11 protein-coding genes are annotated in these 13,240 nt (G+C 70.0%); 10 read left to right on the plus strand and 1 reads right to left on the minus strand.

Annotated elements, in window-relative coordinates; genetic code table 11:
* The first annotated feature begins 125 nt into the window (after positions 1-125).
* Positions 126-740: a 30S ribosomal protein S4 gene (gene rpsD, locus ACFU6I_RS31030; RefSeq protein WP_030918857.1), complete on the plus strand. Its 615-nt coding sequence runs from the start codon at positions 126-128 to the stop codon at positions 738-740.
* A 17-nt stretch (positions 741-757) separates the two neighbouring features.
* Here the strand turns inward: rpsD and ACFU6I_RS31035 are convergent, their stop codons facing one another.
* Positions 758-2,965 carry an ATP-binding protein gene (locus ACFU6I_RS31035; protein WP_384372639.1) on the minus strand — a complete coding sequence of 736 codons (2,208 nt, stop codon included), beginning with the start codon at positions 2,963-2,965 and terminating at the stop codon, positions 758-760.
* 164 nt (positions 2,966-3,129) lie between these two features.
* On the opposite strand from ACFU6I_RS31035, the gene ACFU6I_RS31040 reads away from it, so the two are divergent.
* From ACFU6I_RS31040 to aroQ, 9 genes are all read left to right on the plus strand, one after another.
* The gene (locus ACFU6I_RS31040; protein ID WP_037695363.1) at positions 3,130-3,579 is read left to right on the plus strand and encodes a DUF948 domain-containing protein; all 450 of its coding nucleotides are present in this window, start codon (positions 3,130-3,132) and stop codon (positions 3,577-3,579) included.
* Positions 3,580-3,586: 7 nt separating this feature from the next.
* The gene (locus ACFU6I_RS31045; RefSeq protein ID WP_384372641.1) at positions 3,587-3,940 is read left to right on the plus strand and encodes a DUF6167 family protein; all 354 of its coding nucleotides are present in this window, start codon (positions 3,587-3,589) and stop codon (positions 3,938-3,940) included.
* Positions 3,940-6,609 (plus strand): alanine--tRNA ligase, encoded by a 2,670-nt coding sequence (gene alaS / locus ACFU6I_RS31050; protein ID WP_384372643.1) that lies wholly within the window; start codon positions 3,940-3,942, stop codon positions 6,607-6,609. The genes ACFU6I_RS31045 and alaS overlap by 1 nt, the downstream gene beginning before the upstream one ends.
* A complete protein-coding gene (gene ruvX / locus ACFU6I_RS31055) occupies positions 6,606-7,091 on the plus strand; it encodes a Holliday junction resolvase RuvX (protein WP_064744960.1) in 486 nt (161 codons plus the stop codon). The genes alaS and ruvX overlap by 4 nt, the downstream gene beginning before the upstream one ends.
* 95 nt (positions 7,092-7,186) lie before the next feature.
* The gene (gene mltG, locus ACFU6I_RS31060; protein WP_384372645.1) at positions 7,187-8,974 is read left to right on the plus strand and encodes an endolytic transglycosylase MltG; all 1,788 of its coding nucleotides are present in this window, start codon (positions 7,187-7,189) and stop codon (positions 8,972-8,974) included.
* Positions 8,971-9,798, plus strand: coding sequence for a shikimate dehydrogenase (locus tag ACFU6I_RS31065; protein ID WP_384372647.1), 828 nt, complete (start codon positions 8,971-8,973; stop codon positions 9,796-9,798). The genes mltG and ACFU6I_RS31065 overlap by 4 nt, the downstream gene beginning before the upstream one ends.
* 147 nt (positions 9,799-9,945) lie before the next feature.
* Positions 9,946-11,130 (plus strand): chorismate synthase, encoded by a 1,185-nt coding sequence (gene aroC, locus ACFU6I_RS31070; RefSeq protein ID WP_384372649.1) that lies wholly within the window; start codon positions 9,946-9,948, stop codon positions 11,128-11,130.
* Positions 11,127-12,773 carry a 3-dehydroquinate synthase gene (aroB, locus tag ACFU6I_RS31075; RefSeq protein WP_345513197.1) on the plus strand — a complete coding sequence of 549 codons (1,647 nt, stop codon included), beginning with the start codon at positions 11,127-11,129 and terminating at the stop codon, positions 12,771-12,773. Before aroC ends, aroB begins: the two co-directional genes overlap by 4 nt.
* Positions 12,770-13,210, plus strand: a complete 441-nt coding sequence (gene aroQ / locus ACFU6I_RS31080; RefSeq protein WP_266987952.1) for a type II 3-dehydroquinate dehydratase — start codon at positions 12,770-12,772, stop codon at positions 13,208-13,210. The genes aroB and aroQ overlap by 4 nt, the downstream gene beginning before the upstream one ends.
* The last annotated feature ends 30 nt before the right edge of the window (positions 13,211-13,240 follow it).

Below are 13,240 nucleotides of genomic sequence, written 5' to 3' on the forward strand. Positions count from 1 at the left end.
GACGCCCTCGATGGCGTCGACGCTGCCAGTGCTGTCCGTGACGTGTGTGGTGTTCCCAGGGCGAGACATGCGATCTCCTTGAGTAAGGTGAGCCTAACCTAACCCACAACGGAGGTCTGGAGAACGTGCCTAACCAGTCGCGTCCCAAGGTCAAGAAGTCCCGTGCGCTCGGCATCGCCCTGACGCCGAAGGCCGTCAAGTACTTCGAGGCCCGCCCCTACCCGCCGGGCGAGCACGGCCGTGGCCGCAAGCAGAACTCGGACTACAAGGTCCGTCTGCTCGAGAAGCAGCGTCTGCGCGCCCAGTACGACATCAGCGAGCGCCAGATGGCGCGCGCGTACGACCGCGCCAAGAAGGCCGAGGGCAAGACGGGCGAGGCGCTCGTCGTCGAGCTCGAGCGCCGTCTCGACGCGCTGGTCCTGCGTTCGGGCATCGCCCGGACGATCTACCAGGCCCGTCAGATGGTCGTGCACGGCCACATCGAGGTCGACGGCCGCAAGGTCGACAAGCCGTCGTTCCGCGTCCGTCCCGACAACATCGTGATGGTCCGCGAGCGCAGCCGTGACAAGCACCCCTTCCAGGTGGCCCGCGAGGGTGGTTACGCCCCCGACGGCGAGACCCCGCGCTACCTGCAGGTGAACCTGAAGGCTCTGGCCTTCCGCCTGGACCGGGACCCGAACCGCAAGGAGATCCCGGTGATCTGCGACGAGCAGCTCGTCGTCGAGTACTACGCCCGCTGATCCAGGCGTAGCCGCTCTCACCAGCGCTCAGGCCCGCCCCTTCCCGATGTCGGGGAGGCGGCGGGCTTCCGCGTTCTGCCGGCCGGTGCGGGCACGGGTCCCGGCCGCTGCCCCTCCGGCCCGGGCCGGTCCAGGGCCCGGCCCGCCAGCGCCCTCGCCACAGCCGTTTCCGGATCCAGTCGGCCGCCCGCCCGCCGCCCGGACTCGTACGGCCCGTCGCCGAGCTCCTGCCGCGCCAGCTCCTCGCACCGGGCCCGGGGCCTCCCGTAGTGCGCCGAACCGAACAGCGGCAGCCCCACCGACAGCCAGATCCGCTCGGCGGCCCCCTGCAGCACCGCCGCCTCCGCCGCGTCCCCCTCGACCGCAGTGACCAGGGCCAGCAGCTCCATGGCGAGCGCGGAGCCCAGCAGATCATGGAAGGCGTGACCGATCGCCAGGGACTCCCTGAGCAGCTCCCGGGCGCGGTCCGGCCGGCCCCGTTGCAGCGCCGCATAGGCCAGCACATGGAGCGCGTACGAGAGGGCCCACCGCTCACCGCGGTCCTCGCAGACCTCCCTGACCTCCTCGCAGATCGCCGCGGCGGCCTCCAGATCCCCGCGGAACCCGACCGCCATCGCCAGCTCGATCTGTGCCATCAGCACATTGCTGTTCAGCTCGCCGAGTTCCCGGTAGCGATTCAGCGCGTCCTGCAGCAGCTCCTCCGCGCGGACCATGTCGTCCGTGACGAGGGCCAGACAGCCCGTGCGGTGCACCGCGTACGCCAGAGCCGTCGCGTCACCGGTCCGGTCCGCCTCCTCCCTGCACTCCTGCAGTGCGGAGATCGCACCGGCCGGGTCGCCCTGCAGCACCGCCACGTACCCGAGCACCCACAGCGCCTTGAGTCGCGAGGCGTCGTACGGCGTCTCCTCCTCCAGCACGTGGGCCAGCCAGTGCCGCCCCTCCGAGAGGCGCCCGCAGCCGACCCAGAGGAACCAGAGCGTGCCTGCCAGGTACTGCGCGAGGTGGATCTCGTCCGGACTCTCCAGCGAGTACTCCATCGCCCGGCGCAGATTGGGCAGTTCGCTCTCGGTCCGGGTTGCCACCTCGCCCTGGCGCGGGCTGAACCAGTCGAGCTCGCACCAGGTGGCCAGCCCCAGGAACCAGTCCCGGTGGCGACGCCGTAACCGGTCCGAGTCGCCGGTCGCCGCCAGCCACTCGGCGCCGTACTCGCGCACCGTGTCCAGCATCCGGTAGCGGGTGCCCGCCGCAGAGTCCTCACGCAGGACGACGGACTGCGCCAGCAGCGCCGTGAGCACGTCCAGCACCGACTCGGCCGGAAGGTCGGGGCCGCTGCAGATGTATTCGACGGCTTCCAGATCGAACTGCCCGGCGAATACGGACAGTCGCGCCCACAGCAGCCGTTGCTCCGGCGCGCACAGTTCGTGGCTCCAGCCGATGGCCGTACGGAGCGTGTGGTGGCGCGTCGGCGCGCTGCGGCTGCCGCCGGTCAGCAGCCGGAAGCGGTCGTCCAGCCGTTGCAGCACCTGCTCCGCGGACAGGGCGCGCAGCCGTCCGGCGGCCAGTTCCAGCGCGAGCGGGATCCCGTCCAGGCGACGGCACAGCTCGCGCGCCGATCCGCGGGTGTCCTCGGTCAGCCGGAAGTTCGGCTGCACTGCGGCCGCCCGGTCGGCGAACAGCTCCATCGCGTCCTTGTCGCCCATCGGCGCGAGCGGATAGCCGATCTCCCCGTCCAGCTCCAGAGGCAGCCGCCCGGTGGCCAGCACCCGCAACCGCGGCGCCCGGCGCAGCAAGTCCTGGACGAGCCCGGCGCAGGTGTCGACGAGATGCTCGAAACCGTCGAGAACCAGGAGGAGTTGGCGTTCGACGAGATGCTGGAGGAGCGTCGTGCGGGGCGACCGACCGGTGTGATCGGTGAGTCCCAGCGCGTCGATCACCGCATGTTCCAGCAGCTCCGGATCGTGGACGGTGGACAGCTCCACGAGCCAGACCCCGTCGCAGTACCGTTTCTCCAGTAGGGCGGCAACCCTGGTGGCACAACGCGTCTTTCCCACACCGCCGACCCCTACCACGGTGACCAGCCGCGACGTCCGCAGCAGCCTGCCGAGATCGTCCAGCTCCGCCTCGCGTCCCACGAAACTGTTCAGTTCCGCCGGAAGATTGCCGCGCGCCGCGGTGCCCGGGCCCGGATCGTCGGGGGAGGGAGAGGGGCGCTGAGAGCGTCGCATGAAACACGCAGAGTACTTGCACGAGCGCTCTCCGTACAATCTCCTTTGTGCAACTACCGCGCCGCCCACCAGTAATGCGGTAGGGGGCGTGGCTCCCGGCGCGATAGGGTCGGGAGACGACGATTCGACAAGCCAGAGAGCGGTGCACTGTGACCGGTGGAGAGGTGGCCGGGATCCTGGTGGCCGTCTTCTGGGCGATCCTGGTCTCGTTCCTCGCCGTCGTCCTGGTGAGGCTGGCCCAGACGCTCAGGGCGACCACCAAGCTCGTGGCGGACGTGACCGAGCAGGCCGTTCCGCTGCTCGCCGACGCGTCCGCGACCGTGCGCTCCGCGCAGACGCAGCTCGACAAGGTCGACGCGATCGCGACGGATGTCCAGGAGGTCACCTCCAACGCCTCTGCGCTCTCCACGACTGTCGCATCGACCTTCGGCGGACCGCTGGTCAAGGTCGCCGCCTTCGGTTACGGAGTGCGGCAGGCCATCGGCCGCCGGACCGCTCCGGAGGCCGAGCCGGCCCGCCGGGCATCCCGGCGCACGGTGATCGTCGGCCGCACGGTGCCGTCCGCGCGGGCCAAGAAGCAGGGCGGCAGAAGCTCCCGCGGATCGAAGGACTGACGCAGCGATGTTCCGCCGTACGTTCTGGTTCACCGCCGGCGCAGCCGCCGGTGTCTGGGCCACCACCAAGGTCAACCGGAAGCTCAAGCAGCTGACCCCGGAGAGCCTCGCGGCGCGCGCCGCCGACAAGGCGATCGAGAGCGGTCACAAGCTGAAGGACTTCGCTCTCGACGTCCGCGACGGCATGGTCCGGCGCGAGGCCGAACTGGGCGAGGCGCTGGGCCTCGAGGCGCCGGTCGACCCCGAACTCCCCCTGCAGCGTCACTTCGCGGTCGAGGCGGCCGAGCCCGCCCGGGCCGTCGACGCCACCGCCCACCGCAAACTCCCCTACAACTCGTACAACCGGAATGAGGACCACTGATGGAGTCGGCTGAAATTCGTCGCCGCTGGCTGAGCTTCTTCGAGGAGCGCGGGCACACCGTCGTGCCTTCGGCGTCGCTCATCGCGGACGACCCGACTCTGCTGCTGGTCCCCGCGGGCATGGTCCCCTTCAAGCCGTACTTCCTCGGCGAGGTCAAGCCGCCTGCCCCGCGCGTCACCAGCGTGCAGAAGTGTGTGCGTACGCCGGACATCGAAGAGGTCGGCAAGACCACCCGGCACGGCACCTTCTTCCAGATGTGCGGCAACTTCTCCTTCGGCGACTACTTCAAGGAAGGCGCCATCAGCTACGCCTGGGAGGCTCTCACCACCTCCGTGGCGGACGGTGGCTTCGGCCTCGACCCCGAGCGGCTGTGGATCACGGTCTACCTCGACGACGACGAGGCCGAGGCCATCTGGCGCGACAAGATCGGCGTCCCGGCCGAGCGCATCCAGCGTCTGGGCAAGAAGGACAACTTCTGGTCCATGGGCGTCCCCGGCCCGTGCGGCCCCTGCTCCGAGATCAACTACGACCGCGGCCCCGAGTTCGGCGTCGAGGGCGGCCCGGCGGTCAACGACGAGCGGTACGTGGAGATCTGGAACCTGGTCTTCATGCAGTACGAGCGGGGCGCGGGCGACGGCAAGGAGGACTTCCCGATCCTCGGCGACCTGCCGTCCAAGAACATCGACACCGGCCTCGGCCTCGAACGCCTCGCGATGATCCTGCAGGACGTGCAGAACCTGTACGAGATCGACACCTCGATGGCCGTCATCGAGAAGGCCACCGAGCTGACCGGGGTGCGCTACGGCGACAACCACACCTCGGACGTCTCCCTCCGGGTCGTCACCGACCACATGCGTACGTCCGTCATGCTCATCGGCGACGGCGTCACCCCCGGCAACGAGGGCCGCGGCTACGTGCTGCGCCGCATCATGCGCCGCGCCGTCCGCAACATGCGCCTCCTCGGCGCCACCGGCCCGGTCGTCGCCGAGCTCGTCGACACGGTCATCGCGTCGATGGGCCAGCAGTACCCGGAGCTGATCACCGACCGCAAGCGCATCGAGACCGTCGCCCTCGCCGAAGAGGCCGCCTTCCTGAAGGCCCTCAAGGGCGGCACCAACATCCTCGACACCGCCGTCACCGAGACCAAGGCCGCCGGCGGCAAGGTCCTCGCCGGCGACAAGGCCTTCCTGCTCCACGACACCTGGGGCTTCCCGATCGACCTCACCCTGGAGATGGCCGCCGAGCAGGGCCTCGCCGTGGACGAGGACGGCTTCCGCCGCCTGATGAAGGAACAGCGGGACCGGGCCAAGGCCGACGCCAAGGCCAAGAAGACCGGCCACGCCGACCTGTCCGCCTACCGCGAGGTGGCCGACAACTCCGGCACCACCGAGTTCACCGGCTACACCTCCACCGAGGGCGAGTCGACCGTCGTCGGCCTCCTCGTCGACGGTGTCCCCTCACCCGCCGCCACGGAGGGCGACGACGTCGAGGTCGTCCTCGACCGCACGCCGTTCTATGCCGAGGGCGGTGGCCAGCTCGCCGACCAGGGCCGGATCCGGCTCGACACCGGTGCCGTCATCCAGGTGCGCGACGTCCAGCAGCCCGTCCCGGGCGTCTCCGTCCACAAGGGGACGGTCCAGGTCGGCGAGGTCACGGTCGGTGCCTCCGCCTACGCCGCCATCGACAACACCCGTCGCCGCGCCATCGCCCGCGCCCACAGCGCCACGCACCTCACGCACCAGGCGCTGCGCGACGCGCTGGGCCCGACGGCCGCCCAGGCCGGTTCGGAGAACTCCCCGGGCCGCTTCCGCTTCGACTTCGGTTCGCCCGCCGCCGTCCCCGGCACGGTCCTCACCGACGTCGAGCAGAAGATCAACGAGGTTCTCTCCCGGGAGCTCGACGTCCAGGCCGAGGTGATGTCCATCGACGAGGCCAAGAAGCAGGGCGCCATCGCCGAGTTCGGCGAGAAGTACGGCGAGCGGGTCCGCGTGGTCACCATCGGCGACTTCTCGAAGGAGCTGTGCGGCGGTACGCACGTCCACAACACCGCCCAGCTGGGTCTGGTGAAGCTGCTGGGCGAATCGTCCATCGGTTCCGGTGTGCGCCGTATCGAGGCCCTCGTGGGTGTCGACGCGTACAACTTCCTCGCCAAGGAGCACACGGTCGTCGCCCAGCTCCAGGAGCTGGTCAAGGGCCGCCCCGAGGAGCTCCCGGAGAAGGTCTCCGCCATGCTCGGCAAGCTGAAGGACGCCGAGAAGGAGATCGAGAAGTTCCGCGCGGAGAAGGTCCTGCAGGCCGCCGCCGGGCTCGTCGAGTCCGCCAAGGACGTCCGAGGTGTCGCCGTCGTCACCGGTCAGGTGCCGGACGGCACCTCGGCCGACGACCTGCGCAAGCTGGTCCTCGACGTCCGCGGGCGCATCCAGGGCGGCCGCGCTGCTGTCGTGGCCCTGTTCACCACGGCCAATGGCCGCCCGCTGACCGTCATCGCCACCAACGAGGCCGCCCGCGAGCGCGGACTCAAGGCCGGCGACCTGGTCCGCACGGCCGCCAAGACCCTCGGCGGCGGAGGCGGCGGCAAGCCGGACGTCGCCCAGGGCGGCGGCCAGAACCCGGCCGCCATCGGCGACGCCATCGCCGCGGTCGAACGCCTCGTCGCCGAGACGGCGTGACGGCGGGAGTGACGCAGATGCGCCGCGGACGTCGTCTCGCGATCGACGTCGGGGACGCCCGGATCGGGGTCGCCTCGTGCGACCCCGACGGGATCCTTGCCACGCCGGTGGAGACCGTGCCGGGACGTGACGTCCCGGCCGCCCACCGGCGGCTGGGGCAGATCGTCGAGGAGTACGAGCCGATCGAGATCATCATCGGCCTGCCGAGGTCTCTGGGCGGCGGTGAAGGGCCCGCAGCGGCCAAGGTCCGGCTCTTCGCCCAGGAGGTCGCCCGCTCGGTCGCACCCATTCCGGTGCGGTTGGTGGACGAGAGGATGACCACAGTGACGGCGAGTCAGGGACTGCGTGCCTCGGGCGTGAAGTCCAAGAAGGGCCGGTCTGTCATCGACCAGGCTGCCGCTGTGGTGATCCTCCAGAACGCTCTGGAGTCGGAACGGGCGTCGGGTAAAGCTCCGGGGGAGGGCGTCGAAGTGGTTGTCTGATCGCGATACGGTAACGTTCCGCGCGATGCGGCGGTGTTCGAACAAACACCGCACAGCAAAGAGGCGGACGTTCGTCTCGCGGCTCTAGGGGATCGATGACTGAGTATGGCCGGGGCCCCGGCTCCGAACCGTGGCATCCCGAGGATCCTCTGTACGGGGACCAGGGATGGAGAGGCCAACAGGCTGCCCACGGCCAGAGCCAGTACGGCGGCCCGCAGCAGCCCTACCCGCAGGACCCCTATGCCCAGCAGCCGCAGCAGGCATACCCCCAGCACCAGCAGCACCAGCAGTACGGCGCCCCGCAGGACCCGTATGCGCAGGGCCCCTATGCCCAGCAGCCGCAGCAGCACGACCCGTACGCCCAGCAGCCGCAGCCGCAGCAGCCGCAGCAGCACGGCCCATACGCCCAGCAGCCCCCCCAGCCGCAGTACAACGGTGGCTGGGACACCGGCCAGCAGGCCGCGATGCCGTACGGCGCCTCCCCTCCGAACGATCCGTACGGGAACGGGACGAACGGCTACGGCGAATCGCACGACTACTACGGCACTCCCGAGGCGTACCCGCCGCCGCAGCCCCCGGGCCGACGCGAGGGCGCGCCGGAACAGGCACCGCCCGCACAGGCGCCTCCGCAGAACCCCGACTGGGACCCGGACGTACCCCAGGAGGAGACACACCCCTTCTTCACGGGCGCCGACGACGACCGTGACGGCCGGGATCCCCGGGACGACGATGACGAGTACGACGACGATCCGCGCAGGGACGGTGGCCGCGGCGGAAGCGAACGCCGCGGCAAGGGCAAGAAGAAGAGCCGCAGCGGTTGTGCCTGCCTCGTCGTCGCCGTGGTCCTCGCCGGAGGTGTCGGCGGAGCGGGCTACGTCGGCTACACGTACTGGCAGAGCAAATTCGGCGCGGCACCCGACTACTCGGGCCAGGGCTCCGGCAGCGTCGAGGTGGAGATCCCCAAAAACGCCCTCGGCAACGAGATCGGCGGCATCCTGAAGGCGAAGGGCGTCGTCAAGAGCGTCGACGCGTTCATCGCCGCGCAGGCCGAGAACCCCAAGGGGAAGTCGATCCAGGCGGGGGTCTATCTCCTGCACAAGGAGATGTCCGCGGCCGAGGCCGTGAAGATGATGCTCGACCCGAAGAGCCAGAATCTGCTGATCATTCCTGAGGGCAAGACCAACAGGGATGTCTACAAGCTGATCGACGCGAAGCTCGATCTCAAGGCCGGCACCACCAAGGACGTCGCCAAGAAGAACGTCGGCGGTCTCGGGTTGCCGGACTGGGCCGATGACGACCCGGTCGTCGAGGACCGGCTGGAGGGATTCCTCTATCCCGCGGCCTACCCGGTCACCAAGGAGATGAAGCCCGAGGCAGTCCTCAAGAAGATGGTCTCGCGCGCCAACGAGGAGTACGACAAGGCCGACCTCGAGTCGAACGCCAAGAAGCTGGGTCTCAAGAGCCCCTGGCAGCTGATCACGGTCGCCAGCCTCGTTCAGGCAGAGGGCAAGTACAAGCACGACTTCGACAAGGTCGCCCGGGTCGTCTACAACCGGCTCAAGCCCAACAACACCGAGACTTACGGACTGCTCGACTTCGACTCGACCGTGAACTACGCCAAGGCCCAGAGCACACTGGACACGGGCGCGGTGTCGGACCTGCGGAAGTTCAAGAACCCTTACAACACCTATTACGTCCACGGTCTGCCGCCTGGTCCCATCAACAACCCCGGCGAAGCGGCGCTTCATTCGGCGATCAAGCCCACTCCCGGGCCCTGGTTCTACTTCGTATCCGTGACCGAGGACAAGACGGTGTTCGCGGTGACCAACGAAGAGCATGAGCGCAATCGCAAGAAGTACGAACAGGAGAAGTCGGGCCAGTGAGCACCATCCGACGGGCGGCCGTCCTCGGTTCGCCCATCGCCCACTCGCTCTCCCCGGTCCTGCATCGGGCCGCGTACGCCGAGCTCGGTCTCACCGACTGGTCCTACGACCGGTTCGAGATCGACGAGCAGGCGCTGCCCGGCTTCATCGAGGGACTGGACTCTTCCTGGGCCGGACTCTCGCTGACCATGCCGCTGAAGCGCGCGATCATCCCGCTGCTCGACTCCATCAGCGAGACGGCCTCCGCGGTCGAGGCCGTGAACACGGTCGTGTTCACCGAGGACGGCCGTCGCGTCGGCGACAACACCGACATCCCCGGCATGATCGCCGCTCTACGCGAGCGAGGCGTGGAAAAGGTGGAGTCCGCCGCCGTCCTCGGCGCCGGAGCCACCGCTTCCTCGGCCGTTGCCGCCCTCGCGGCGATGTGCACCGGGCCGGTCACGGCCTACGTACGCAGCCGGGAACGCGGCGACGAGATGCGCGGATGGGGCGAACGCCTCGGCGTCGACGTCCGGATCGCCGACTGGGCGGATGCGGGGAAGGCGCTGCGCGCACCCCTGGTGATCGCGACCACGCCCGCCGGAACCACGGACGCGCTGGCCGGTGCGGTACCGGACGCTCCCGGCACGCTCTTCGACGTGCTGTACGAGCCCTGGCCGACCGGACTCGCGGCCGCCTGGTCGTCCCGGAGCGGCGTAGTCATCGGAGGTCTCGACCTTCTGGTGCATCAGGCCGTTCTCCAGGTCGAGCAGATGACGGGCCGCTCGACCGCCCCGCTCGCAACCATGCGGAAGGCCGGCGAAGAGGCACTCGCCGCACGCTGACCACACCGGTCACGCGCCCCGATCCGTCCGTCTGCTGGACCGGCGGCCGGTTCGGGGGCCCGGGCGTGGGAGGATCGAGGGTGGCGGGCCAGGGCCGCGCACCCGGTCGCGCCGTTGCAGTTCCAGGCGCGAGCATGAGGAGCACCGTTGAGCAGGTTGCGCTGGCTGACCGCGGGGGAGTCGCACGGCCCCGCACTCGTGGCGACGCTGGAGGGTCTTCCCGCCGGCGTCCCGATCACCACGGAGATGGTGGCGGACGCACTCGCCCGGCGGCGGCTCGGCTATGGCCGCGGCGCACGGATGAAGTTCGAGAAGGACGAGGTCACCTTCCTGGGCGGAGTACGCCACGGTCTGACCATGGGGTCCCCGGTCGCCGTGATGGTGGGCAACACCGAATGGCCCAAGTGGGAGCAGGTCATGTCGGCCGACCCGGTCGACCCCGACGAGCTCGCCAGCCTGGCTCGTAACGCCCCGCTGACCCGTCCCCGGCCGGGCCACGCCGACCTCGCGGGCATGCAGAAGTACGGCTTCGACGAGGCCCGGCCGATCCTGGAGCGCGCCAGTGCCCGGGAGACCGCGGCCCGGGTGGCGCTCGGCGCCGTCGCGCGGTCGTATCTCAAGGAGACCGCGGGCATCGAGATCGTCAGCCACGTCGTCGAGCTGGCCGCGGCCAAGGCGCCGTACGGCGTCTACCCCACGCCTGCCGACGTCGAGAAGCTCGACGCCGACCCGGTGCGCTGCCTCGACGCCGCCGCGAGCAAGGAAATGGTCGCCGAGATCGACCAGGCCCACAAGGACGGCGACACCTTGGGCGGTGTCGTCGAGGTGCTCGCGTACGGAGTGCCGGTCGGCCTCGGCTCGCACGTGCACTGGGACCGCCGTCTCGACGCGCGCCTCGCCGCAGCGCTGATGGGCATTCAGGCGATCAAGGGTGTCGAGGTCGGAGACGGCTTCGACCTGGCCCGGGTTCCCGGCTCGAAGGCGCACGACGAGATCCTGGTCACCGAGGACGGCATCAAGCGCGCCTCCGGCCGCTCCGGTGGTACCGAGGGCGGTCTGACCACCGGCGAGCTGCTGCGGGTCCGCGCGGCGATGAAGCCCATCGCGACCGTGCCCCGCGCGCTCGCCACCGTTGACGTCGTCACCGGTGAGCCGGCCAAGGCGCACCATCAGCGCTCCGATGTCTGCGCTGTGCCGGCCGCCGGCATCGTCGCCGAGGCGATGGTCGCGCTGGTTCTGGCCGACGCCGTGGCGGAGAAGTTCGGCGGGGACAGCGTCCCCGAGACCCACCGCAACGTGCAGTCGTACCTCGACCACCTCCAGATCCGATGAGCGGCCCGCTGATCGTCCTCGTCGGCCCGATGGGCGTCGGCAAGTCCACGGTCGGTGAGCTGCTCGCCGACCGGCTCGGCACCACCTACCGGGACACCGACGCGGATGTCGTGGCCACGGCGGGCAAGCCGATCTCGGAGATCTTCTACGACGAGGGCGAGGAGCACTTCCGCGAGTTGGAACGGCAGGCGGTACGCACCGCCGTCGCCGAGCACACCGGCGTCCTCTCGCTCGGCGGCGGAGCCGTGCTCGACGAGACGACCCGCACCCTGCTCGCCGACCACGCGGTCGTCTACCTGTCGATGGACGTCGAAGAGGCCGTCAAGCGGGTCGGGCTGAACACCGCGCGCCCGTTGCTCGCCGTCAACCCGCGCCGGCAGTGGCGCGAGCTGATGGACGCCCGCCGCCATCTCTACACCGAGGTGGCCAGGGCGACCGTCGCCACCGACGAGCGCACACCCGAAGAGGTCGCCCAGGCGGTCCTCGACGCACTGGAACTGCCGGAGAGCGCGGGCGACCCCGCGGCGCCCGGCCGGGAGAACACACGCATGACGGACCAGGGACCCACACGCATCCAGATCGCCGGGAGCGCGGGCACCGACCCGTACGAGGTGCTGGTCGGTCGGCAGTTGCTCGGTGAGCTGCCCTCGCTGATCGGCGACCGCGCCCGGCGGGTCGCGGTCCTGCACCCCGAGGCGCTCGCCGAGACCGGTGAGGCGGTCCGTCAGGACCTCGCCGAGCAGGGCTACGAGGCCATTGCGATCCAGCTGCCGAACGCCGAGGAGGCCAAGACCGTCGAGGTCGCGGCGTACTGCTGGAAGGCGCTCGGCCAGACCGGCTTCACCCGCACCGATGTCATCGTCGGCGTCGGCGGCGGAGCCACCACCGATGTGGCCGGGTTCGTCGCGGCGACGTGGCTGCGCGGGGTGCGCTGGATCGCCGTACCGACGACCGTGCTCGCCATGGTCGACGCGGCCGTCGGCGGCAAGACCGGGATCAACACCGCCGAGGGCAAGAACCTCGTCGGCGCCTTCCACCCGCCGGCCGGGGTGCTCTGCGACCTCGCCGCCCTCGACTCGCTGCCCGTGCACGACTACGTCAGCGGCATGGCCGAGGTCATCAAGGCCGGTTTCATCGCCGACCCCGCGATCCTCGACCTGATCGAGTCGGACCCGGAAGGCGCCCGTACGCCCGCCGGACCGCACACCGCCGAGCTGATCGAGCGTTCCATCCGGGTCAAGGCCGAGGTCGTCTCCAGCGACCTCAAGGAGTCCGGGCTGCGCGAGATCCTCAACTACGGTCACACCCTCGGCCACGCCATCGAGAAGAACGAGCGCTACAAGTGGCGCCACGGCGCGGCCGTCTCCATCGGGATGGTCTTCGCCGCCGAGCTGGGCCGACTGGCCGGGCGCCTCGACGACGCCACCGCCGACCGGCACCGCACCGTCCTGGAGTCCGTCGGACTGCCGCTCACCTACCGCGGCGACCAGTGGCCCAAGCTGCTGGAGAACATGAAGATCGACAAGAAGTCCCGCGGCGACCTGCTGCGCTTCATCGTCCTCGACGGCCTGGGCAAGCCCACCGTCCTGGAGGGACCCGACCCGGCGGTGCTGCTCGCCGCGTACGGGGAGGTGTCGGCGTGACCCGCCGGGTCTTCGTGCTCAACGGGCCGAACCTCGGCCGGCTCGGCTCCCGTGAGCCCGATGTGTACGGCGCGACGTCGTACGCCGGACTCGTCGAAACCTGCCGGACGCTCGGCAAGGAGCTCGGCTTCGACGTCGACGTCCGGGAGACCAACGACGAGGGCGAGTTGATCCGCTGGCTGCACGAGGCCGCGGACGGGTCAATTCCGGTCGTTCTCAACCCGGGGGCTTTCACCCATTACTCGTACGGAATGCGGGACGCGGCCGCTCAGCGCACCGCCCCGCTCATCGAGGTGCACATCTCGAACCCTTACGCACGGGAGGAATTCCGCCACACCTCCGTCGTCGCACCGGTCGCCACGGGGACCGTGGCCGGATTCGGCATCGGCTCCTACCGGCTCGCCCTGCGCGCCCTCGCCGACGAACTGACGGACTGACACGGGGCCCCGTCGGCCGGAACACCGGCC

It is taken from the genome of Streptomyces sp. NPDC057486 (genome assembly GCF_042802415.1).
Lineage (GTDB): Bacteria > Actinomycetota > Actinomycetes > Streptomycetales > Streptomycetaceae > Streptomyces > Streptomyces yanii.

What these genes read in the sequence shown, in the direction of transcription:
- mltG (WP_384372645.1), top strand. Translation starts at nt 7,187, where the DNA reads ATGACTGAGTATGGCCGGGGCCCCGGCTCCGAACCGTGGCATCCCGAG.
- ACFU6I_RS31035 (WP_384372639.1), bottom strand. Translation starts at nt 2,965, where the DNA reads ATGCGACGCTCTCAGCGCCCCTCTCCCTCCCCCGACGATCCGGGCCCG.
- ACFU6I_RS31045 (WP_384372641.1), top strand. Translation starts at nt 3,587, where the DNA reads ATGTTCCGCCGTACGTTCTGGTTCACCGCCGGCGCAGCCGCCGGTGTC.
- aroB (WP_345513197.1), top strand. Translation starts at nt 11,127, where the DNA reads ATGAGCGGCCCGCTGATCGTCCTCGTCGGCCCGATGGGCGTCGGCAAG.
- alaS (WP_384372643.1), top strand. Translation starts at nt 3,940, where the DNA reads ATGGAGTCGGCTGAAATTCGTCGCCGCTGGCTGAGCTTCTTCGAGGAG.